The organism is Qipengyuania algicola, assembly GCF_042492175.1.
Taxonomy (GTDB): domain Bacteria; phylum Pseudomonadota; class Alphaproteobacteria; order Sphingomonadales; family Sphingomonadaceae; genus CAJXSN01.
The window spans coordinates 2,106,389-2,127,337 of sequence record NZ_CP170453.1 but is presented as its reverse complement, the minus strand read 5'-3'; the positions used below and the strand labels follow the sequence as shown (position 1 = coordinate 2,127,337).

Annotated in this window: 25 protein-coding genes; 9 read left to right on the top strand and 16 right to left on the bottom strand. The window is 63.5% G+C overall.

What is annotated here, in order from left to right:
* Positions 1 to 20 precede the first annotated feature (20 nt).
* On the top strand, positions 21 to 245 hold the full coding sequence (locus ACFCW2_RS10075; protein ID WP_379546116.1) for a hypothetical protein: 225 nt from the start codon (positions 21 to 23) through the stop codon (positions 243 to 245).
* Positions 246 to 262: 17 nt separating this feature from the next.
* Here ACFCW2_RS10075 and ACFCW2_RS10070 read toward each other — a convergent pair whose 3' ends face one another.
* On the bottom strand, positions 263 to 1,303 hold the full coding sequence (locus tag ACFCW2_RS10070) for an A/G-specific adenine glycosylase (protein WP_379546115.1): 1,041 nt from the start codon (positions 1,301 to 1,303) through the stop codon (positions 263 to 265).
* Positions 1,304 to 1,332: 29 nt separating this feature from the next.
* Between ACFCW2_RS10070 and ACFCW2_RS10065 the strand changes: the two genes are divergently transcribed.
* The 4 genes from ACFCW2_RS10065 to ACFCW2_RS10050 all read left to right on the top strand — a co-directional run bounded on the left by ACFCW2_RS10065 (position 1,333) and on the right by ACFCW2_RS10050 (position 6,960).
* Positions 1,333 to 1,905 carry a DUF721 domain-containing protein gene (locus ACFCW2_RS10065; protein WP_379546113.1) on the top strand — a complete coding sequence of 191 codons (573 nt, stop codon included), beginning with the start codon at positions 1,333 to 1,335 and terminating at the stop codon, positions 1,903 to 1,905.
* On the top strand, positions 1,902 to 2,651 hold the full coding sequence (locus ACFCW2_RS10060; RefSeq protein WP_379546111.1) for a DsbA family protein: 750 nt from the start codon (positions 1,902 to 1,904) through the stop codon (positions 2,649 to 2,651). Before ACFCW2_RS10065 ends, ACFCW2_RS10060 begins: the two co-directional genes overlap by 4 nt.
* A gap of 124 nt (positions 2,652 to 2,775) precedes the next feature.
* Positions 2,776 to 3,528 (top strand): thioredoxin domain-containing protein, encoded by a 753-nt coding sequence (locus ACFCW2_RS10055; protein ID WP_379546109.1) that lies wholly within the window; start codon positions 2,776 to 2,778, stop codon positions 3,526 to 3,528.
* A 9-nt stretch (positions 3,529 to 3,537) separates the two neighbouring features.
* A complete protein-coding gene (locus ACFCW2_RS10050; RefSeq protein WP_379546107.1) occupies positions 3,538 to 6,960 on the top strand; it encodes an AAA family ATPase in 3,423 nt (1,140 codons plus the stop codon).
* A 32-nt stretch (positions 6,961 to 6,992) separates the two neighbouring features.
* Here ACFCW2_RS10050 and ACFCW2_RS10045 read toward each other — a convergent pair whose 3' ends face one another.
* The 5 genes from ACFCW2_RS10045 to rpmF all read right to left on the bottom strand — a co-directional run bounded on the left by ACFCW2_RS10045 (position 6,993) and on the right by rpmF (position 10,273).
* On the bottom strand, positions 6,993 to 7,565 hold the full coding sequence (locus ACFCW2_RS10045; RefSeq protein ID WP_379546105.1) for a MerR family transcriptional regulator: 573 nt from the start codon (positions 7,563 to 7,565) through the stop codon (positions 6,993 to 6,995).
* 4 nt (positions 7,566 to 7,569) lie between these two features.
* Positions 7,570 to 7,869: an integration host factor subunit alpha gene (locus ACFCW2_RS10040; RefSeq protein ID WP_379546103.1), complete on the bottom strand. Its 300-nt coding sequence runs from the start codon at positions 7,867 to 7,869 to the stop codon at positions 7,570 to 7,572.
* Between the two features lie 128 nt (positions 7,870 to 7,997).
* A complete protein-coding gene (locus ACFCW2_RS10035) occupies positions 7,998 to 8,963 on the bottom strand; it encodes a beta-ketoacyl-ACP synthase III (protein WP_379546101.1) in 966 nt (321 codons plus the stop codon).
* On the bottom strand, positions 8,960 to 10,045 hold the full coding sequence (gene plsX, locus ACFCW2_RS10030) for a phosphate acyltransferase PlsX (RefSeq protein WP_379546099.1): 1,086 nt from the start codon (positions 10,043 to 10,045) through the stop codon (positions 8,960 to 8,962). Before plsX ends, ACFCW2_RS10035 begins: the two co-directional genes overlap by 4 nt.
* Positions 10,046 to 10,093: 48 nt before the next feature.
* Positions 10,094 to 10,273 (bottom strand): 50S ribosomal protein L32, encoded by a 180-nt coding sequence (gene rpmF, locus ACFCW2_RS10025; protein WP_379546097.1) that lies wholly within the window; start codon positions 10,271 to 10,273, stop codon positions 10,094 to 10,096.
* A 202-nt stretch (positions 10,274 to 10,475) separates the two neighbouring features.
* Between rpmF and ACFCW2_RS10020 the strand changes: the two genes are divergently transcribed.
* Complete coding sequence (locus ACFCW2_RS10020) at positions 10,476 to 10,874, top strand: MAPEG family protein (RefSeq protein ID WP_379546095.1); 399 nt, start codon at positions 10,476 to 10,478, stop codon at positions 10,872 to 10,874.
* A 165-nt stretch (positions 10,875 to 11,039) separates the two neighbouring features.
* Here ACFCW2_RS10020 and ACFCW2_RS10015 read toward each other — a convergent pair whose 3' ends face one another.
* Together ACFCW2_RS10015 and ACFCW2_RS10010 are read right to left on the bottom strand one after the other, a co-directional pair.
* The gene (locus tag ACFCW2_RS10015) at positions 11,040 to 11,681 is read right to left on the bottom strand and encodes an MBL fold metallo-hydrolase (protein WP_379548968.1); all 642 of its coding nucleotides are present in this window, start codon (positions 11,679 to 11,681) and stop codon (positions 11,040 to 11,042) included.
* Positions 11,682 to 11,743: 62 nt separating this feature from the next.
* Entirely contained in the window at positions 11,744 to 12,427 is a 684-nt protein-coding gene (locus ACFCW2_RS10010; RefSeq protein WP_379546093.1) for a LexA family transcriptional regulator, read from the bottom strand.
* 98 nt (positions 12,428 to 12,525) lie between these two features.
* On the opposite strand from ACFCW2_RS10010, the gene ACFCW2_RS10005 reads away from it, so the two are divergent.
* Positions 12,526 to 12,714 (top strand): hypothetical protein, encoded by a 189-nt coding sequence (locus ACFCW2_RS10005; RefSeq protein ID WP_379546091.1) that lies wholly within the window; start codon positions 12,526 to 12,528, stop codon positions 12,712 to 12,714.
* Positions 12,704 to 13,072 carry a hypothetical protein gene (locus tag ACFCW2_RS10000; RefSeq protein ID WP_379546089.1) on the top strand — a complete coding sequence of 123 codons (369 nt, stop codon included), beginning with the start codon at positions 12,704 to 12,706 and terminating at the stop codon, positions 13,070 to 13,072. Before ACFCW2_RS10005 ends, ACFCW2_RS10000 begins: the two co-directional genes overlap by 11 nt.
* Before the next feature lie 3 nt (positions 13,073 to 13,075).
* On the opposite strand, the gene ACFCW2_RS09995 is transcribed toward ACFCW2_RS10000, so the two are convergent.
* From ACFCW2_RS09995 to cysS, 3 genes are read right to left on the bottom strand one after another with little or no spacing between them, the layout of a single operon-like run.
* Positions 13,076 to 14,014: a D-2-hydroxyacid dehydrogenase gene (locus ACFCW2_RS09995; protein WP_379546087.1), complete on the bottom strand. Its 939-nt coding sequence runs from the start codon at positions 14,012 to 14,014 to the stop codon at positions 13,076 to 13,078.
* A 10-nt stretch (positions 14,015 to 14,024) separates the two neighbouring features.
* Positions 14,025 to 14,381: a hypothetical protein gene (locus ACFCW2_RS09990; RefSeq protein WP_379546085.1), complete on the bottom strand. Its 357-nt coding sequence runs from the start codon at positions 14,379 to 14,381 to the stop codon at positions 14,025 to 14,027.
* Positions 14,382 to 14,412: 31 nt separating this feature from the next.
* A complete protein-coding gene (gene cysS / locus ACFCW2_RS09985; protein ID WP_379546083.1) occupies positions 14,413 to 15,843 on the bottom strand; it encodes a cysteine--tRNA ligase in 1,431 nt (476 codons plus the stop codon).
* A gap of 104 nt (positions 15,844 to 15,947) precedes the next feature.
* Between cysS and ACFCW2_RS09980 the strand changes: the two genes are divergently transcribed.
* On the top strand, positions 15,948 to 16,490 hold the full coding sequence (locus ACFCW2_RS09980) for a hypothetical protein (RefSeq protein ID WP_379546081.1): 543 nt from the start codon (positions 15,948 to 15,950) through the stop codon (positions 16,488 to 16,490).
* Between the two features lie 57 nt (positions 16,491 to 16,547).
* On the opposite strand, the gene ACFCW2_RS09975 is transcribed toward ACFCW2_RS09980, so the two are convergent.
* The 5 genes from ACFCW2_RS09975 to ACFCW2_RS09955 form a co-directional block, all read right to left on the bottom strand.
* A complete protein-coding gene (locus ACFCW2_RS09975) occupies positions 16,548 to 17,210 on the bottom strand; it encodes a nitroreductase (RefSeq protein ID WP_379546079.1) in 663 nt (220 codons plus the stop codon).
* Between the two features lie 153 nt (positions 17,211 to 17,363).
* Entirely contained in the window at positions 17,364 to 17,636 is a 273-nt protein-coding gene (locus ACFCW2_RS09970) for a hypothetical protein (protein ID WP_379546077.1), read from the bottom strand.
* Positions 17,637 to 17,663: 27 nt separating this feature from the next.
* Positions 17,664 to 19,481, bottom strand: a complete 1,818-nt coding sequence (gene cobT / locus ACFCW2_RS09965) for a cobaltochelatase subunit CobT (RefSeq protein WP_379546075.1) — start codon at positions 19,479 to 19,481, stop codon at positions 17,664 to 17,666.
* A gap of 7 nt (positions 19,482 to 19,488) precedes the next feature.
* Positions 19,489 to 20,142 (bottom strand): fructose-6-phosphate aldolase, encoded by a 654-nt coding sequence (gene fsa / locus ACFCW2_RS09960; RefSeq protein ID WP_379546073.1) that lies wholly within the window; start codon positions 20,140 to 20,142, stop codon positions 19,489 to 19,491.
* Between the two features lie 88 nt (positions 20,143 to 20,230).
* Positions 20,231 to 20,929 carry a DUF4197 domain-containing protein gene (locus ACFCW2_RS09955; protein WP_379546071.1) on the bottom strand — a complete coding sequence of 233 codons (699 nt, stop codon included), beginning with the start codon at positions 20,927 to 20,929 and terminating at the stop codon, positions 20,231 to 20,233.
* Between the last annotated feature and the right edge of the window lie 20 nt (positions 20,930 to 20,949).

The window sequence follows — 20,949 nt, the reverse complement described above, 5'->3', positions numbered from 1 at the left end:
GTCATAGCCATATAACACACATGGGAAACTTAGTTGCTATACTGCTGGGCATCATCGTTCTGCCTATCGTCATTCTGGGCACCATTCCGTTCCTCGGCTGGGCCAACTGGCTTGCGCTGCCGCTGATCGCGGCGGGCATTGTCGCGGGGCAATTGTCCTCCAGCGGCAATGGCGGACGCAATTTCTGCATCGTGGTCGGGATTATCGCGGCTGTCCGCCTGAGCTTGGGTGGCGGCATCATCTGATCGCCTAGCGCGCCAGTTTAGCGTGCGCGCGCCAGCCTGGCCGCCTTGGCAAACAGTGTAGGCAAGCCCGCCTCGTCCAGCTGATTGATCGGCCACCACTGGCCCTCGCCATCGGGTTGAACACGGGTTCGCTGCGCCGCCACATCGAGTTCCAGAGTGGCATGGGTGAAGGTGTGGCGGACCAGCCCCAGCGTCTCCCACTCGCCCTCCAGCGGGGCCTCCCCCGAACCGTCGCTTTGCGCGCTCCACCCGTCATCGGGCAGTGAGCGCATTCCGGCCAGCATTCCGCTGCCCGGCCGCGCCACCAGCCACACAGAGCCCTCACGCTCGATCCAGAACGCGCGGCCTTTGCGTTGCGGCTTGACCTTTTTGGGCGGCTTGACCGGCAGACGTTCCGGGTCCGCCGTGCGACCTGCGCAATGCTCCGCCAGTGGGCACAGCAGACATTTCGGAGCCTTCGCGGTGCACAGGCTGCTGCCCAGATCCATCATGGCTTGTGCGAAATCGCCTGCACGGTTCTCCGGCGTTACGGCGTCCATACCGGTGCGGATTGCCTTGCGCGCCCCCGGCAAAGGCTCCTCTATCGCAAACAACCGCGCCACCACCCGCTCCACATTGGCATCCACCACCACCGCGCGCCGCCCGAAGGCAATCGCGGCGATGGCGGCAGCGGTGTAGTCGCCCACGCCGGGCAGCGCGCGCAAACCCTCCTCGGTATCAGGAAAACCGCCCAGCCCGGCCACAGCCTTCGCCGCCTTCACCAGATTGCGGGCCCGCGAATAATACCCCAGCCCCGCCCACGCGGCCATCACGTCTTCTTCCGGCGCGGCGGCCAGATCGGTGACGGTTGGCCATGTGCCGGTGAACTTCGCAAAATAGGGCTTCACCGCAGCGACCGTCGTTTGCTGCAACATCACTTCGGACAGCCACACACGATACGGATCGGGCGCAGGCTGACCGGGCAAGGCTCTCCACGGCAGATCACGCGCATGGCTGTCGTACCATTCCAGCAGGTCGCCAGAGATGTGCGAAGGATCGGGTTTGGCGGTGGCAGTCACGCTGCGCCTATGGCATGGCTGCCCCCACGATGGAACGGGACCAAAATACCAGTGGCAAGAAGCCTGCGAAACGGCCCGCAAAGCCGCGCGGTAAGGCTAAGCCTTACGAGCGCCCACGCGGCCGCGGTGCAAAAGCCATCGGCGACCTGACCCCGCAAGTCGGGCGCACAGCATTCCGCCGCTTCGGCTTCGTCCAGTCCAGCATCGTTACCCGCTGGCCGGAGATCGTCGGAGACCGGCATGCCGAGGTCAGCTCACCCGAAGCCATCCGCTTCCCGCCCGGCGAGCGGGCCGAGGGTATTTTGCAATTGGTGGTCCTGCCCGCCCATGCGCCGATCATCCAGCACGTCATCCCGGAAATCATCGAGCGGGTGAACCGCTTCTTCGGCTATAATGCCGTGTCGCGGGTGAAAATCCGGCAAGGCAAGGTTCAGCCACCTTCCGCCACGGAAAAACCGAAAGCGCCGCCGTCGCTTAAGCCCATTCCGATGGAGCTGGGCGACAGTCTGCGCGATGTGGGCGACCCGGAATTGCGCGCTGTGCTGGAAGGTTTGGCACGCAGCATGGGCAAGAATGATCCTTCGGAGACGGACAAGACATGAAAATTTCGCGCAAACTCGGCGCTTCCCTGCTGGCAATCTCGGCCATCGCGATTGTGGGTGCGGGCAAGAACTGGATCACGCAGATCGAGCGCGGAGCGGCGTTTCATACAGTGGGCAGCCCCGACGCCGCGCTGACCGTGGCGGATTTCAGCAGCTACACCTGCTCCCATTGCGGCAATTTCGCGCGCACCGGCGGCGAGGTGATGAAGCTGGCCTATGTCGGCCCGGGCAAGACCAGAGTCGAAATCCGCCATGTCATTCGCAATCCCATCGACCTGACCGCCACACTGGCGGCATGGTGCGGACCGAAAGAGAAATTCCTCGGCAATCATGCGGCGATCATGTTCGCGCAGGATGACTGGCTGGAAAAGGCCGGAAGCGCCACGCAGAGCCAGCAGCAGCGCTGGGCCACCGGGCCGATTCCGGGCCGGATGCGCGCCATCGCCAGTGATCTGGGGTTCTACGAAATATTCGAACAGCGCGGCTATGATCGCCCAACGCTCGACCAATGCCTCGCCGATACCCAGATGATGGACACTCTGATCGGCGCGACCATGGCCGATGCGGAAACCTATGGCATTCGCGGCACGCCCAGCTTCGCCATCGACGGAAAGCTGCTTGATGCGACGCATAGCTGGGAAAGCCTGCAGCCGCAGATTCAGGCGGGTCTCAACGCGCATGACGCAGCCAATGCTGGCCTCGATGCCGAAAGCACCGTTGGCGACAGCGCATTTTCGCTTGATTGAGCATTCCGCGCGCAGGTAATCCCACATCGCAATTGCATTTACGGCTGTGGAAACACCGCCCCGCCCCATCCCCAGCGCCGCTGCACTGGTTTAGCCTGATCTGACAGACCAAGAGGTTCCTTCGATGTTTTCCAAATCTGCACGCCGTTTCGGCCCCGCTCTCGCCCTTCCGCTCGCGCTGGCTCTGGCAGCATGTGGCGACAGCGCCGACGATGCAGCTGTGGTTTCCAGCGAGCCGATTGCGAACATCGCCGCGCCGGAAGGCCAGAGCTGGAGCGAGATGGTTCAGGTGACAGAGGCTGACGGCTATCTGGTCGGCAACCCGGATGCTCCGATCAAGCTGATGGAATATGCCTCGCTCACTTGCGGCGCCTGCGCCAATTTTACGCAGACGGCAGCGGAAGAGATCAAGACCGAATATGTCGATACGGGCCGCGTCTCTTACGAACTGCGCAACCAGATCCACAACGGGATCGACCTGACGATGGCGGCGTTGGTCCGCTGCGGCAGCCCCGAAAGCTTCCACCCGCTGTCCGAACAGGTGTGGCTGAACTTCGATGAAGTGATGGGCACCGCGCAGCAGGGCGGCCAGGCTATGGAAGCCGCCATGGCGCGACCGGAGAACGAGCGTTTTGTCGCTGTGGCAGAGGCCACCGGCTTGCTTGATTTCTTCGCCGCACGCGGGCTCAGCCGGGATCAGGCGCGCCAGTGTCTGGCCGATAGCGGCAGCGTGACCGCAATTGCCGAACGCTCCAACGCCCAATCGGCAGAGCTGGATGTCGCCGGCACGCCGACGTTCTTCATCAATGGCCGTCAGCTTGATGCCAAGAATTGGGACCAGCTGGAAGTCGCCTTGCAAGAAGCCGGGGCCCGCTAAGATACGCCGATGCAGATACGCAGGCTCAAGCTCAGTGGTTTCAAGAGCTTTGTCGAGCCTGCCGAATTGCGTGTCGAGCCCGGACTGACCGGCGTTGTCGGCCCCAATGGTTGCGGAAAATCCAACCTGCTGGAGGCAATCCGCTGGGTCATGGGCGAAAACTCGCCCAAGTCCATGCGCAGCGGCGGGATGGAAGATGTCATCTTCGCCGGGACCGAAACGCGGCCCCAGCGCGATTTTGCCGAAGTCGTCCTCAATGCGCTGGACGATGATGGCGAGGAACTGGATGTCACCCGCCGGATAGAGCGCGGCGCAGGCAGCGCCTACCGCGTCAATGGCCACGATGTGCGGGCGAAGGACGTCGCGCTGACCTTTGCCGATGCCGCTACTGGCGCGCATTCGCCTGCTCTGGTGAGCCAGGGCAAGATCGCGCAGGTTATCGCGGCCAAGCCTGCCCAGCGCCGCCAGATGCTGGAGGAAGCAGCGGGCATCGCCGGGCTGCATGTCCGGCGCCGCGATGCCGAAAGCAAATTGCGCCAGACCGAGGCGAATCTCGCGCGGCTGGAAGACCTGATGGCGGGTCTCGACACCCAGATCGCCAGCCTGCGCCGTCAGGCGAAACAGGCGGAGCGCTACAAAAAGCTGTCAGACCAGATCGCCGTGGCGGAAGGCCGCGTGCTGTTTGCGCGCTGGCGCGATGCGGCTGCGGCGGCGGAGGCAGCTACCGCTCAGGCACGCGAAGCGGACGCGCAGGTTGCCGCGCTCAAAACGGCGGCAGACGCAGCGCAGAAGGACCAGCGTGCGGCGGCAGAGGCGTTGGCCGAAGCGCGCGACGAACTGGCCGACCGGCGCGACGATGCCACAGCCCACGGCCATCGGATGGCGGCCCTGACCACACAATTGGAAGCCGCCGAGCAGCGGCTCGCCGATCTCGATCGCCAGCGCGAACGGCTGGAGGAAGATCGCGGCGAGGCCGACCGTCTGACCCGCGATGCTGCCGAAGCTCTGGCGCGATTGGAGAAAGAGCTGGGTGCGGGCGAGAAAGCGCTGGCCGATGATGAAGCACGACGCCCCGCCCTCGCCGCCAAGCTTGACGACACCGAGCGTGCCGGGCGGGCAGGCGAACTGGCGCTGGCCAAGGCGACGGCGGACCATGCCGGGGTCGAGGCCGAATGGCGGGTGGCCGCGGCGGCCATCGAACAGGCCAAAGCGCGGCTGGCGCGCGTGGCGCAGGAAAGCCAGCGGCAGGCTGAGATGCGCGCTGCCCTCGCCGATGGCGACGACCCCGAAGCTGCAGTGGCTGCGGCGCGCGAGGCTTCGGAGACCGCGACCGCCGAACTGGAGCGTCTCCGCGCTGCACTGGAAGTGGATCGCGAGCGCAAGGAGACGCTGCAGAACGCGCGGGACGAGGCGGCCAATGCCCTGTCCGCCGCGCAGGCCGATCTGGCGGGGATAGAGCGCGAATATCAGGCGCTGGAGCGCGACCGGGCCGCGCGCGAGAAACAGGCGAAGGGCCGCACCGGGCTTCCTGCCGCGCTGGACAAGGTGCGCGTGGCTCCAGGCTATGAACGCGCGCTCGCCGCTGTGCTGGGCCGCGATGCGAAGGCGCCGCTGGGCCGGCCCGAAGGCGATCCGGAAGGGCGGTTCTGGACCGGCAGCGGCGCGCCTGCACAGGTTGCGGATTCGCTCGCCAGACACGTCACCGATTGCCCGCGACAGCTCGCCGCGCGGCTGGCGCTGGTCCATGTGGTGGAGGCCGATGACGGGCGCGACCTTGCCCCTGGCGAGTGGCTGGTGACAAATGCTGGGGCTCTGCGCCGCTGGGACGGGCTGGTCGCGCGCGGGCAAGGGTCCGCCGAAGCGGCCCGGATGGAGGCGGCAAACCGGCTGGCTGCATTAGAAGCTGAACTCCCCGCCTTGCGAGCCGCGCGCGATACAGCGCAGGCTAGGCAGGCCTCGGCGCAAAGCGAGCTCGCAACCTTGCAACAATCGCTGATCGCTTCGGAACGCGGAGTCGGGCAGGCTGCGGAGGCGGAACGGCAGGCCTTTCGCGCTCTCGATCAGGCCGAAGCCGCGCGCGAGCGAATGGCTTCGCGGCTTGCCGAGCTGGAGAGCGCGGCAACCGATCTGGCCGAGCAGCGCGAGCAAGCGGAGAGTGAACTCACCGCCGCCAAGGCCGCACAAACCGCCCTGCCCGATCCCGCCACTGGCCGCGCCAGGCTGGAAGCCGCGCAGGCCAAAAACGAAGCCGCCCGGTCGGCCATGCAGGCCGCCACTGCTGAACTCGCCGCACATGATCAGGGCCTGGCCGTCGCACGCGAGCGGGTTTCCGCCCAGCGCAGCGACATGGCCAATTGGCAGGCGCGTTCGGGAGAGGCGGCGCAGCGCCTGTCCGGCATGGAACAGCGCTTCGAAGAAGTGGCGCAGGAACGCGCCGTCATCGCGGCCAAGCCCGAGGGGCTGATGCGCGAAATCGAGCAGGGCGATGCGGTCCGCGCACGCCTCGCCGAAGCGCTGGCCGAGGCGGAAGGCGTAGTCGCCACCGCCGAGGAAGCGGCCCAATCCGCCGACGCCGCCATTGCCGAAGCTGGCGAAGCGCTCGCCACCGCCCGCGAAACCCGCGCCGGACTTGCCGCACGGGCGGAGAACGAGGAAAGCCGCCGCAGCGATATGGCGCGGCAATCGGGCGAGCGTTTTGGCTGCCCTCCGCCGCTGCTTTCGGACAAGCTTGGCTTTAACACCGAGGAAGTCGGCCCGCAGGAACGCGAAGGCGAGGAAATGGATCGCCTCTCCGCCAGCCGCGAGCGGATCGGCCCGGTCAATCTGGTCGCTGCGGAGGAGCTGGAGCGGATCGAAAGCGAGCACGGCGCAAATGCTGCCGAGCAGGAAGAACTGGCCGAAGCGGTCAATCGCCTGCGCGGCAGCATCGGGAGCCTCAACCGCGAGGGCCGCGAGCGGCTGCGCACGGCCTTCGAGCAGGTCGACACCCATTTCCGCCGTCTCTTCACCAAGCTGTTCGAAGGCGGGCGCGCGCATCTGGCGCTGATCGACAGCGATGATCCGCTGGAGGCTGGCCTCGAGATTTACGCCCAGCCACCGGGCAAGAAATTGCAATCGCTCACTCTGCTATCGGGCGGCGAGCAGGCCCTGACCGCCATCGCGCTGATCTTTGCGCTGTTCCTGACCAACCCCGCCCCCATCTGCGTGCTGGACGAGGTCGACGCGCCGCTGGACGATGCGAATATCGACCGCTTCTGCGACCTGCTCGACGCGATGGTCCGCGAGACAGACACCCGCTATCTGATTGTGACGCACAATGCCGTGACTATGAGCCGCATGCACCGGCTGTTCGGCGTGACGATGGTGGAGCAAGGCGTGAGCCGTCTGGTGAGCGTCAATCTGGGCGAAGCAGAGTTGATGGCGGCGGAATAGCGCCGCCTTTCCGGACGATAGCTACACCGCGATCATGCCGCGATGGCCGCTTCCAGCCGCGCACGGATATCGCGCAATTCGGCAACAACCTCCGATACCCGCGTGTCTGTATTGGCGGCGGCAGAACGTGGCGCGCGTTCGATAGCCCCTTCGGAAAATTCCAGCGGGGTATCCGGCACCGGAGCAGGCTCGGTCTCGGCAGAAGGCGAGATGGCCTCCGGCAATGCCGCTTCTTCTATCGTGTCCTCAGGCTCGGCCACAGTTTCGGAATCATGCTCGGCGAGAACCTCGTCCTGAACCTCAGGCTCTCCGGTGCCCTCTCTGTCCGAAACTTCCGCCAATTCTGCCCGTCCTTCTTCGATTGCCGCGCGCGCGCCCTTGATGGTGTAGCCTTCCACATTGACGAGGCGGTTGATCGTTTCGATCAGCGCGACATCTTCGGGGCGGTAATAGCGGCGATTGCCACTGCGTTTCAGCGGTTCAAGCATGGGGAATTGCTCTTCCCAATACCGCAGCACATGGGGTTTGATATCCAGCGCATTCCCGACTTCGCCAATCGTGCGGAGAGCCCCCGCATCCTTACCGTCACCGAATTGCGCCGCCATCACATTATCCCCTCGCTATGCGTTCCTTCAGCAGCTGGCTTGCGCGGAAGGTCATCACCCGCCTTGGCGTAATCGGCACTTCTACCCCGGTCTTGGGGTTGCGGCCGATCCGCTCTTTCTTGTCACGCAGAATGAAGCTGCCAAACCCTGAAATCTTGACGTTCTGGCCATCTTTCATGGCCGAGCACATATGCTCCAGAATCGACTCGACCAGATCGAGCGATTCAGCACGGCTGAAGCCCATCTTGCGGTTAATCGTTTCCGCCAAATCCGCACGGGTCAAAGTTCCCACCGAACGCGCCATGCCAATCTCCTATCACACCGGTGCGACCCGAATGTGTTGCAGTGCCAAAAAACCTAACCTTTTCTGTGTTTCGACGCAATGCCGCCGCGGTTACGCCGCTGGAAAAAGCAAGCGCGCCGGGGATAGGGTCACAACCGCATCAGGCTGGCACCCCAGGTAAAGCCGCCGCCCATCGCTTCGAACATGACCAGCGAACCGTCCTGAATCCGCCCGTCGCGCCGCGCCGTATCGAACGCCAGAGGCACAGAGGCGGCTGATGTATTGGCGTGGCTGTCGACCGTTACGATGACCTTTTCCGCTGGCAATCCCAGCTTGCGCGCGGTTGCGTCCAGAATGCGGGCATTGGCCTGATGAGGCACGACCCAGTCGATATCTTCTGCCGAAATGCCTGCATCTTCAATCACTTCGCGCAGGACACTGGCCAGATTGACCACCGCATGGCGGAACACCTCGGGCCCCCTCATGCGCAGATGGCCGACCGTCTGCGTGGTCGAGGGCCCGCCATCGACATAGAGCAAATCGTGCTGGGCACCGTCGGCATGCAGGCGCGAGGTGATGAGGCCCCGGTCGCTTTCCTCGCCCTCCTCGGCCTCCAGCACCATGGCCCCGGCCCCGTCCCCGAACAGCACGCAGGTGGTCCGGTCTTCCCAGTCGAGAATGCGGCTAAAAGTTTCCGCCCCGATCACCAGAGCGCGCGTCGCCATGCCGGTCTTGAGCAGCGAATCGGCTGTGGCCAGCGCATAGAGAAACCCCGAGCACACCGCCTGCACATCGAAAGCGATACCGCCGGTGCAACCGAGTGCCGCTTGCACTTTCGTCGCGGTGGCGGGGAATGTGTTGTCGGGTGTGGCCGTGGCCAGGATGATCAGATCGATCTCGGCCGCGTCCATTCCGGCATCGGCCAGAGCCGCACGCGAGGCTTCTATCGCGAGGCTGGCGGTGGTCTCCCCCTCCCCCGCGATATAGCGCTGGCGAATGCCGGTACGCTCGACGATCCATTCGTCACTCGTGTCGACGGTTTCCGCCAGCTTCGCATTCGGGACGACCCGTACCGGAAGCGCGGAGCCGCTGCCGCGAAACACGGAGCGGATCATGAAGTGCTTTCGCCCGAAACGGGATCGGCTTCCGGCTGGGCGGGTGCCGTTCCGGCCCACATGCGCGCATCGAGCTCGCCCAGATCATGCGAGATCCGCTCGGTCAGCTTGTTCTCCAACAGCCGCGCCGCGACAGCGACCGCATTGGCCACCCCGTCAGCCGAAGCGCTGCCATGGCTTTTCACCACCACACCGTTCAGGCCGAGGAAAACCGCGCCGTTGTGCTGGTTCGGGTCGAGATGATGGCGGAGCAATTCGGTCGCCGGGCGCGAGACCAGAAACCCGATCTTCGAGCGCAGAGAGCTTGTGAATGCACTCTTCAGCAAGTCGGTAACGAAGCGCGCAGCGCCTTCGATGGCCTTCAACGCAATATTGCCGGAGAACCCGTCGGTCACCACCACATCCACTTCGCCGCGGTTGATCTTGTCGCTCTCGATAAAGCCGTCGAAGCTCATATCGAGTGCGCTCGCATCCTGCAGCTGGGTAGCGGCATCGCGCAGCGCGTCGGTGCCCTTGATATCCTCGGTGCCGATATTCAGCAGGCGGACGCGCGGCTTCTGACGACCCGTCAGGATGCGCGAATAGGCCGCGCCCATCACGGCAAACTGGACCAGATTGCGGGTATCGGCTTCGGTATTCGCGCCGAGGTCCAGCATGACCACGTCGTCTTCTTCGAGCGTGGGCATGACCCCTGCCAGCGCCGGGCGGTCAATCCCCGGCATTGTGCGCAGGGCCAGCTTGCTCATCGCCATCAGCGCGCCGGTATTGCCGGCGCTGACAGCGGCGCCGGCATCGCCCTGCTTTACCGCATTGACGGCCAGACCCATGCTGGTGGTTTTGGCGCGGCGGAGGGCCTGGGTCGGCTTCTCGTCGCCGCCCACCACATCGTCGCAGTGAAGGATTTCGCTGGCCGAGCGCAGATTGGGATGCGCCTTCAACGCTTCCTCGATCCGGGCGCTGTCACCGACCAGCAGGAACTGGAACTTGTCGTGGCGACGGCGGGCCTCTGCCGCGCCGTCGATCATCACGCGCACGCCCTCATCGCCGCCCATCGCATCTACGGCGATACGCGGCAGGGTCATGACACTCTCCAATTAACCGTGATACCAGGCCTGCATCGCAGACACTAATTACATGCTGGGCGCGATGACTTCACGGCCATTGTAAAAACCGCAATGCGGGCAAAGATTGTGCGGACGCTTCAGCTCGCCGCAATTGTTGCACTCGTGATGTGCCTCAACCTTCAGCGAATCATGCGCGCGCCGATTGCCACGGCGATGGGGGGAAACTTTTCTTTTTGGGACAGCCATCGTGGCACCGTTCCTAAAATTATCAAACTGTTGCGGGGCCGTATCTAGGCGAAGGCTCGCACGGGCACAACCGGTAAGGGAAGCGCAAGGGCGGGACCGTCGATCTGGCGGCGAAGGCGCGGCCTATATGCAGGTTTGCCGCGCGTTGCAACCACTGTGCGTAGTCTCTAGGCGGCGTGGACGAAACAAAGGGGAAATACCGATGGGCTTTATCTTGCCGACGACACTGGCTCTGGTGGCAGCCGCCGCCCTCACCAATATCTGGCTCAGCATCCGGATCGGGGCTATCCGCCGGGCGCACAGCATCTCTGTCGGCGATGGCGGAAACGAGGCACTCTCCCGGCGAATGCGCGCCCAACTCAACTTTGCCGAGAACACACCCATCGTCCTGATTCTGGTCGCGGCCATCGAATTGACGGCCAAGGGCGGCCTGTGGCTGCCATGGGTGGCGTTGATCTACGCCGTGGGCCGCGTGCTCCACGGTTTCGGCATGGATGGCGGCGGCCTGTCATGGGGCCGGACGGTCGGCACAATCGTCACGCTGCTGGTCCAGCTCGGGCTGGCCATTTTCGCTGCGCTGGTGGCGATGCGGGTGATTTAGTTTTTTCTGACCTGACGGTCAGTTAGGCCGACACATCCGTGTCGACCTCGGCACCAGCCCGTCTCCCCCTCCCAACCACCCGATCATTCTCCGATACGGTATCGGGTGGCTGGGAGGGGGAGACGGGCTGGTGCCGCAAGGATCGGACGGATGTCCGATCCGCACCTAAGAAAGCGCATAATCGCTTACGAATGCATTGGTCTTGCGTTCCTGACCGAACGTGCTGGTCGGGCCATGGCCGGGGATGAACGTCACGTCATCGCCGAGCGGCCAGAGCTTTTGGGTGATCGCGTCGATCAAATCTTGATGATTGCCCATCGGGAAATCGGTGCGACCGATGCTGCCCTGAAAGATGACGTCGCCGACAATCGCGAATTTGCTGGGCCGGTGGAAGAAGACGACATGGCCGGGCGTGTGGCCGGGGCAGTGGACGACTTCCAGCTCCAGCTTGCCGACGGTCACGGTGTCGCCGTCGTCCAGCCAGCGGTCCGGCTCGAACACTTCGCCGCGAATGCCATATTTCGCGCCGTCTTCGGCCAGCCGGTCGATCCAGAAGCGGTCGGCCTCGTGCGGGCCTTCGATTTCTAGGCCCAGTTCTTTCGCCAAAATGCCTGCCTCGCCGCAATGGTCGATATGGCCGTGAGTGATGAGGATCTTCTCCAACTCGACGCCGGTTTTCGCGACGCCTGCCTTCAGCTTGTCGAGATCGCCACCCGGATCGATCAGCGCGCCCCTATTGGTGGCGGTGCACCAGATCAGCGAACAGTTCTGCTGCAGGGGCGTGACGGGAATGATGCCCGCTTTCATCGGGGGCGTTGCTTTGTCGGTCATGGCGAAGGATGTGGCGGTTCACCGCGCAGCGCGCAAGGTCATATCCGCCCGCTCTTCCACACGACCCGGCCGATCACTTCCACCTCGTCCAGCGCGACCTCTACCGGCGGGTAGGTGAGGTTCTGGCTGAGTAGCGTCAGCCGCCCTGCCCCCGGCTGCGCCACTCGCTTGATCATCAGCGTGTCGCCCAGCCGCACGACATAGACCCCGTCACGTAACGGGCGCGGTGTGCGGTCGACCAGCACCTCGTCGCCCGCCCGCAGCAGTGGCTCCATGCTGTCGCCCTCCACCGACACGGCGCTGAGCATCTTGGGATCAAGCCCGTTATCGCGCAGCCACCGGCCGGAGAAACCGAAATTGTCGAAGGGCGTCTCGCCAGCGGCAAATTGCCCTGGCCCGGCGGAGACCATCACCGGCAGGCGCGGCACGGCGATGAAATCATCATCGCGCAAATTGCTGGGCCTCGTATAGGATTTTTCCTCCACGCCACCCGACTCCGCGCCCAGCTCGCCTTCCGGAACACCGAAAAACTCGGCCAGTTTGCGCCGGTCACCCTCCTCCAGCTTCTTCGGGCTACCTTTGCGAATAAACTGTTGCAAGTAGCTGGTATTACGGCCGATGAACTCGGAGAGCGACGAAAGACTCGCCCCGCGCGCTTCTGCCAGCTCCAGCAAGCGGGCGCGCGGATCACCTTTATCGGGGTCATAGGATGGTGTGGCCATTTATCCTTCCTACACGAAAGATTTTTCCTAGACAAGTTGGATTTGAACAGCGACGACTCGGATCAAGGACAGCGAATCGAACCCCAATTGAGGCCCCTATGCTCATCCGACGAATCGAAAAATTTCTGCGCGAAACCGATATGCCGCCGACCAAATTCGGGCGGCTTGCAGCACAGGACCCGCGCTTTGTGCTCGACCTGCGCAATGGCCGCGAACCACGTCCGCTGATGGAAATGCGGTGCGACAGTTTCATCCGCGGATACCGGGAGGGTAGCCATGCAGCATGAAGTCATTGTGCAAGCCGCTTCGGCTCCCCCGCCCCTCACCGCGCGCCGCACGCTGTCCGACCGCCTGCGCGAAGCCGTGCTGGCGTTGGCGGATGGTGAGGGCGAAGTCACCGCGCATCACGAGAAAGCATGGGCCAGCATCACCTTTGCCGGCACGCGCCATACTCTGGGCCTTGTCTTCGAGGGGGCAGAAGCGGTGGAGGCCGGTGAGCGACTGATCGCAGACCTGCCCGATCACGAATTCGCCATCCCACGTCAGCTGGTCGCTGATGCCACGATCACCGCGGTGGAAAGCACCCTGTTGCCCGCAGCGCGCATGGAAGTGGCGTGCGAGTTGCTGCTGCTGGAGGATGCCTGAGGCTTAGTAGCCCAGCGCCAAGTCCATTTGCGGCTCGACCGGTTCGCCGCGTTTCCAGCGGTCCAGATTCTCCACGAACCGGTCGACGCTGCGCTGGAACATTTTCGTCTGCGCGCGGCCCGACAGGTGCATGGTGATCTGGGCGTTATCGAGCGACCAGAGCGGGTGCCCTTCGGGCAGCGGTTCGGGAGTGGTCACATCCAGCAACGCGGCTTCGATGCTTTTCGTCTCCAGCGCTGCGACCAGCGCCTCCTGATCAACCACGTCCCCGCGCGCGACGTTCACCAGCACGGCGGTTTCCTTCATGGCCGCAAGCTCGTCCGCCCCGATCATGCCGCGCGTTTCGTCGGTGGCGGGCACGGCCAGAATGACCCAGTCGAATTCGCCCAAACGCGCGCGCCATTCGTCCGGTTTCAGAGCGCCGTCCGCGCCGGAGCGGCGCACCGGTACGACCTCCATGTCGAACGCCTCCAGCCGGGTTTTCGCCAGACTGCCGATCGCGCCCATGCCGAGCAGCAGCACTTTCTCGCCCGACAATTCGCGCTTGCCGGGGCTGTCGAGCAGCCACTCCTGCCGGTCCTGCGCGCGCACCACTTCGCGGTATCCTTTGGCATGGGAGAGCATCAGCATGACGATGTATTCGGCGATGGTGATCGCGTTGATCCCCACACCATTGGTCACCGTCACCCCGCGCTCGATCATCAAATCATGCGGCAGGAAATCGAGCCCGGCATAGATGGAGTTCATCCATTTGAGCTTCTCCGCCGCTTTGACCATCGCGATCATCGGCTCTTTCTCGTTCATATCGAACCAGCCGATCTCGGCCTCGGGCGCGACCTTCAGCGCGTCTTCCTTCGTCATGAACCACATGGGTTCCACCCATTCAGGCAGGCGCGGTTCGAGCATGGGACGGATGAGGCCGGAAAAAGCTGCTTTGGTCATGCGCCGGTCCTTAGGCGCGGAATGCGGACCATGCCACTGCCAGTAATACCGGCAAGCCTGCGAGATCGACCAGCGCGATCCTGCGCAAGGGTGCGGGCGACCCGGCGGAGAAATACAGGATTAGGAAGCTCAGCATCGAGATACCGACCACGATCACTGCCAGCCGCCGTCCCTCCGGCACGAAAGCAGCAAACACGCAAGCCGCGAATACTGCGAGGAACAGCGCCGCGCGGTGCTGCATCAACAGGAAGAGCGGGTTGTCAGCGCTAATACCGTAAAGCGTTGTCAGGCTCGCCGGCCTGAAAAATGCCAAGGCTGGCAATGCATGAACTGCGGCAAGGACGAGCCAGAGGATAGGTTGCATCATGCAACTGGAGTAATCCTCTAACCTGTATTGGTCAAACGTCCAGCTTCCAGTCCCAGCCCAGCGGGTCGCCGTCCATCAGCTCCACGCCTTTCGCGGCGAGGCTCTCGCGGATGGCGTCGGACGTCGCGAAGTCCTTGGCCGCCTTGGCCTCCTTGCGGCGCAAGATTTCCGCTTCGATCTCCGCTTCGATGAGCTCCGCAATGGCGGGGCGGATGCGCAAGTCCTGGCGCGAAAGCGTATCGAGCTTCAGGCCAAGGACGGCGTCCATGTCTTCCATCACGGTGCGCTTTGCTCCAGCGTCGATCTTCTTCGTCGACAGCACATCTTCCAATGCCGTCAGGGCGACGGCGGTGTTCAGGTCATCCGCCATCGCAGCAGCGAATTTTTCGCGGGCCGGGGCGAGTTTGGGATGGCCCGCGTCGCCGCCAGGCTCTTGCGGCAATCTCTCTGCCGCCATCACCAGACGCTTCAACCGGGTCAGCGCCGCGCCCAGCCCTTCCCACGTAAACTCCAACTCGCTGCGGTAATGCGCCTGCAGGCACAACATCCGGTAGGCGAGCGGGTGGTAGCCGCGATCAACCAGCGTTTGCAGGATCAAGAAGTCGCCGGTGGACTTGGACATCTTTCCGCGCCGGTCGACGAGGAAATTGTTGTGCATCCAGATGTTTGCGCCCGATTTCTCGGAGCAATTATGCGCCTGGTTCTGCGCGATCTCGTTGGGGTGATGAATCTCGCGGTGGTCGATCCCGCCGGTGTGAATGTCGAACGGATGGCCGAGCAATTCGGCGCTCATCACGCTGCATTCGATATGCCAGCCGGGCGCGCCCTTGCCCCAAGGCGAGTCCCATTCCATCTGCCGGTCCTCGCCCGGAGGCGTGGTGCGCCAGATCGCGAAGTCGGCGGCGTTGCGCTTGCCCTCGACCGTCTCGATCCGCGCCTCACCATCCTCCGTAACAGCGCGCGCCAGCCGCCCATATTCATGCACGGTCGAGACATCGAAATAGAGCCCGCTGTCCAAGCGGTAGCAATGCTTCTCCTCGATTCCCTGGCCCCACTCGATCATCGCTTTGACATAGTCGGTCGCGCGCGGATGCTGCACCGGGCGCACATTCAGCCGCGCCAGATCGTCCTCGAACACCTGCTGGTAATGGCGGGCAATATCCCATGCGCTCTTGCCTGCACTGGCGGCGGCCTTCTCCATTTTGTCATCGCCCGCGTCGGCATCGCTGGTCAGGTGGCCGACATCGGTGATGTTGATGACGTGGGACAGCTCATACCCCGCCCAGCTCAGCGTGCGGCCCAGCGTATCGGCGAAGATATAGGCCCGCATATTGCCGACATGCTGGTAATTATAGACCGTCGGACCGCAGGTATAGACGCGCGCCTCCCCGTCATGGATCGGCTGGAATTCCTCCAGACTGCGGGTGAGCGAATTGAAGAGTTTTAGTGGTCGCGTCGTCATGCTGCGGGCCATGAAACATGCATGCAAAACAAGCAACGTGCCAAAGCAATTGCGTTTGGGCATAGTGGCCCGCGATTCGGGTCGCACCGGAAGGGGGAACATTGATGAAAATGCAAACACGTCTGGCACTTGCAGCCGGTCTCACACTAGGACTGGCGGCCTGCGGAGGCGGCTCGGAAGAAGCAGACGAAGAGGCGATGAAGGCCGAGATTACCAAGCAGGTAAAGGCCGATCTGGAAGCCGAAGCCAAAGCCGAAGAAGACGCTGCAGCCGCCGCGAAGAAGGCCGACGAGGAAAAGGCCGCGACCGAAGCCGCAGCGAAAAAGGCTGCCGAGGAGAAGCTCGCCGCCGCAGAAGCCGCCAAATGGCGCGACGTGAACTGCTCGATCTCGGAAGGCGATATCGGTTACGACGGGCCGTGCCAGTTCAAGGCCGAAGGCGGTGGATCATTCACGGTCAGGCGCAAGAACGGCGAGACCTTCATCGGGGATATGACGCAGGCCTCTCTTGCGCTCTCGTCCGGCGGTCAGGCGCAGATGCGCACGCTGAACAAGGATGGCAGTCGCTCATCCTGGGTCCCGGCCGAGCGTCTCGAGTTCGACAAGGCCTGTTGGGAAGGCGACTATCTGGTCGTCTGCGCCGACTAGCACCGATGTGTGCGCGGGAGGGGTGCGATGGCCACCCCTCCCCGCCCTATCGGCGCATTATTCCCAGCCGAGAAACTTGACCTGCTCGTCCAGCGGCACACGCTCGCGCTCGAAGGTGTTGAGCGGCGCATCTGCGTCGCGGTAGCCGATGGCCATGCCGCAGAAGACCATATAGCGGTCATGGTCGAGGCCGAGGAAGTCGCGGATCGTGTTGGGGTAGAGCCCCATGAATTCCTGGAAGCAGCTGTCGAGCCCTTCCTCGCGCAGCAACAGGGCGATGGTCTGGAGCCACATGCCGGTGTCCGACCACTGCGCCTCCTTCATCAGCCGCGGGAAATAGCACAGCAGCAGTGCGGGCGCATCGAAGCTGGTGACATTGCGGCCCATCGCCGCCATGCGCCCCGCCTTGTCCTCCCGCGCAATGCTCATCGCGCCGAACATGCCCTTCGACACCGCATCGAGCCGCTTCTTGTAGGCCTCTTCCTGCCCCGGCGCCGTCCAGTCATATTCCGCCTGTTGCGGCCCGTCGGCCTGCATCTTCGCCTGCAAATCCTTGAGCGGCTGACCGGTCAGGATCGACGCCTCCCACGGCTGGTAATTGCACCCCGAAGCCGCCCACCGCGCGATGTCCATGACCTGGCGGATGGTGTCGAGCTCGACCGGCTGGTCGGTAAAGGCCCGCACAGAGCGGCGGGTGGTGACAGCTTCGGTGACGTTCATCCTCGCCACACTAGCAAGCCTCGTGATGTTTTCAAAGCAGAGGAAGCGGAGCTAGCGCACAGAACTACAAGCACGGCTAAAATCGCCGATCTTCAAAATTTGAGAAGGATGAATCAATAAACGCCTGGGAATTCAAAGCCGCAAGTGGCCGACTCAATTGAATAAACCAAAGATTATTCTCCCAAATCCATAGGCTGCTACCCCCCAGATCAAGCTGCTCAAAAGATATCTGATCGTATTGTTGAAAAAAGACACGTGATGACGTTCACCCTCAGGGATACGCAGGTCGTCCGCTCGCTGGCGACAAATCTGCGTTTCATCCCAGCCGACGGCGATCGAAATGAAAACAATGAGGATGAATATCGGCCAAAATTGAAACCAGCCTGCTGGAATCGCAAAAAGAGTCAGTGCGGCAGATATGGACATGAGGATTTCGGTTCGGCCCATCGTCAATCAGTCCACCTCGAATAAATCCGCCAGTTGCTCGATGATCGTCCCGCCCAGCTGCTCGACATCCATGATCGTCACCGAGCGCCTGTAATAGCGCGTCACATCATGGCCGATGCCGATGGCCGCCAGTTGCACGGGTGACTGCTTCTCGATCCATTCGATGACCTTGCGCAGGTGCGATTCCAGATAGCCGGCGCTGTTGACGCTCAGTGTGCTGTCGTCGACCGGCGCGCCGTCGCTGATCACCATCAGGATGCGGCGGTCTTCGGGGCGGGTGATCAGGCGGTCATGCGCCCAGAGCAGCGCCTCGCCGTCGATGTTTTCCTTCAGCAGCCCCTCGCGCATCATCAGGCCCAGATTGCGGCGCGCGCGGCGCCATGGCTCGTCGGCCTTTTTGTAAAGGATGTGGCGCAAATCATTGAGGCGGCCGGGATTTTGCGGTTTGCCATCGGCCAGCCACGCCTCGCGCGATTGGCCGCCCTTCCACGCGCGGGTGGTGAAACCGAGGATCTCGGTCTTCACGCCGCAGCGTTCCAGCGTGCGCGCCATGATATCCGCGCTAATCGCCGCAATGGAGATCGGCCGCCCACGCATCGAACCCGAATTGTCGATCAGCAGTGTGACGACCGTGTCCTTGAATTCGGTATCGCGCTCCGTCTTGTAGCTGAGCGACTGGCCCGGGCTGATGACGACACGGGCAAGGCGCGCTGCATCCAGCAGGCCTTCTTCCTGATCGAAATCCCAGCTGCGGTTTTGCTGCGCCATCAGGCGGCGCTGGAGCCGGTTGGCGAGCTTCGTCACCACCGATTGCAGGCCGGTCAGCTGGCTGTCGAGATAGGCGCGCAGGCGGTCCAGCTCCTCGCTGTCGCACAGCTCGGGCGCTTCGATCACCTCGTCATATTTGGTGGTGTAGGCGGTGTAATCGAAGCTGTCGGGGATATCGGTCCACGGGCGGTTCGGGCGGACGGGCTGCATGCCCTCCTCGCCCTCGTCGCCCAGCTCGCCGTCCTGCATGTCCTCGTCGCCGGACATTTCGGCTTCGCCTTCGCCGCTGTCTTCGCCCTCTTCCATGTCGCCGGCCATTTCCGCCGGATTGGGCTGGTCCTCGCCGCCGCTTTCCTCGTCGTCGCCTTCGTCCTCTTCCTCGCCCTCCTCGTCACCGTCATCATCGTCGGTGTCTTCGGGCGCATCTTGAGGGCGGGTCAGCTCGAGATGTTCGAGCATGTCGAGAGCAAGCGATTGAAAAGCTTTCTGGTCGCCGAGAATATCGGACAGGCCGGCGAAATCCTCGCCAACGCGTTCCTCAATAAATTCGCGGACCATGGCCACACCGGCCTGCGCGCGGTCCGGCACAGCCTGCCCGGTCAGCGCCTCGCGCAGCATCAGTGATACGGCGGTTTGCAGCGGAACTTCTGCCTCGCTCTGGGCGCGGGCGATGGGATCGGACGCGGTGCGCAGCTCCACAGCTGCATCAAGATTGGCGGCTATCCCGTTGAAACGATTGGAGCCCAGCGCCTCGTACCGCACCTGCTCCACCGCATCATACACCGCGCGGGCGATAGGCTCGGCGGGAGCCTGCCGCTGGTGAAGCGCTTCGTTGTGATGGCGCAGTTTCAGCGCGAAACTGTCGGCAAAGCCGCGTGCCTCGGTGGCCTGTTCGGCGGGCAGCGAGCGGCCCGGCAGCGGCACACGGAAATTGGCACCGGCAGAAGACGGGCTGTCGGCGCTCCACGCGACTTCAACTTCCGGTTCGCGCGCAATTGCCCGCGCGCCGCCGGTCAGGGCGCGTTTGAACTGGTCAAGGGGGGTTTCTTCCGACATGCGCGGTTTAAAGGATGCTCTGCCCCGTCGCTTCCCAATCCTTCAGGAAGCCTTCGATGCCCTTGTCGGTCAGCACATGATTGGCGAGCGCCATGATCACCTTGGGCGGCGCGGTCATCACATCCGCCCCGATCATCGCGCTGTCGAGCACATGGCCGACGTGGCGCACGCTGGCGACGAGGATTTCCGTCTCGAAGGCGTAATTGTCATAGATCTGGCGAATGTCGCGGATCAGATCCATGCCGTTGGTGCCATTGTCGTCATGACGGCCGACGAAAGGCGAGATGAAGGTCGCCCCCGCCTTCGCCGCGAGCAGGGCCTGATTGGCACTGAAGCACAGCGTGACATTGACCATCGTCCCGTCGCGGGTGAGCGCGTTGCAGGTCTTCAGCCCGTCAATCGTCAGTGGCACCTTGATGCAGACATTGTCGGCAATGGCGCGCAGCTTGTCGGCTTCCTTCATCATGGTCGCATGATCGAGCGCGACGACTTCCGCGCTGACCGGGCCGTCGGTGATTCCGCAGATTTCCTTCGTCACCTCGATGAAATCGCGGCCCGACTTGTGGATCAGCGACGGATTGGTCGTCACCCCGTCCAGCAGGCCGGTCTCCTCCAGCTCGCGAATGGCGTCGATTTCGGCGGTGTCGGCGAAGAATTTCATGTGGGCTCAAGCTCCGGTTGGCGATTCTGTGACTGCCTTAGCGGCGCGCATGGGCGCGGGCTAGATGGTCAAAAAGAGGAACGGCCCCCTAGAGGCGCGCGCCAAGACCGAACACACCGATCAAAAGGGGATCGTTGGTCGAGCGCGGGTTGGCACGGATAGCGGATTCCTCGCGGCCGATTTCGGTCCAGATCGCATTGTTGACACTGGTGCCGACGCGGCTGGCGACCCCCGCCACATCCACACCGGACACCGCATTGATCGCCTGCGCCACCAGCGGTTCCTGCGCGACACGCATGGCTTGGCCCAATTGCGGGACCATCGCGTCGATCAGTGTATTGCCCAGTTCCCCGCGAAGAAACGATGTGGCCGCCGTTGGCCCGCCCTGCACCAGAGCCGCAGCGCCTGCGATGCCGACCGTGCGCACGGCATCGGCCACCAGCGGTGCGGCCCGCTCGCTTGCACCCACGGCGAAGCCTGCAAATTCGCGCTCCAGCCGGGATTTGAACAGCGCCGAGGTGAGGATGCTGGCCAGCCCGCCGCCGCCAATCCCGGCAAAGCTGCCGAGGCCAAGCGTCGCAACCTGCTGGTCCCAATAGCCGCCATCGGCAGTCAGCCGGGCAAAGGCATTCTCGCTCGAGAGCAGCAGGATGCGCCGGATCGCATCGGTCAGGCCGAAACCGCCCAGCCCGCTGGCGCAGCCCGGCAGCAGGACTGCACCCGATGCCACGCCAACACCGCCCAGAAAGGTGCGCCGATTGGTCTGTTTGATCAGAAGTTCGGTCATTATTGCGGCTCCCTGCCTTG